General features: G+C 52.7%; 1 pseudogene. It reads right to left on the reverse strand.

The annotated features are described in order from the left end of the window. A pseudogene (locus ACTHS3_RS18425) lies at window positions 1–245 on the reverse strand (O-antigen ligase family protein); the annotation flags it as partial.

Here is a 245-nt window from a genome sequence, read left to right on the forward strand (position 1 = left end):
GAAAAAGGTATCCATGACCCTGACCGAATCCAAGGGCGTGATGAACAGATGGATTGCGCTCCAGCCGGTCATTAGCCCGACCGCCATCAGCATGAGTCCTGCCTTGCTGTTGAATGTTTTGTTTTCTATGAAAAAAATCAGCAGGGTGGCAGGCACCAGCAAGAGGGTCAGCGGATTGTCGATACGCGGAATCCCCAGCTTATACGACAGCATCGGCCCCAGCATGTAGGCGGTAACCATCGTAT

This window comes from Neisseria sp. P0009.S007 (assembly GCF_051962515.1).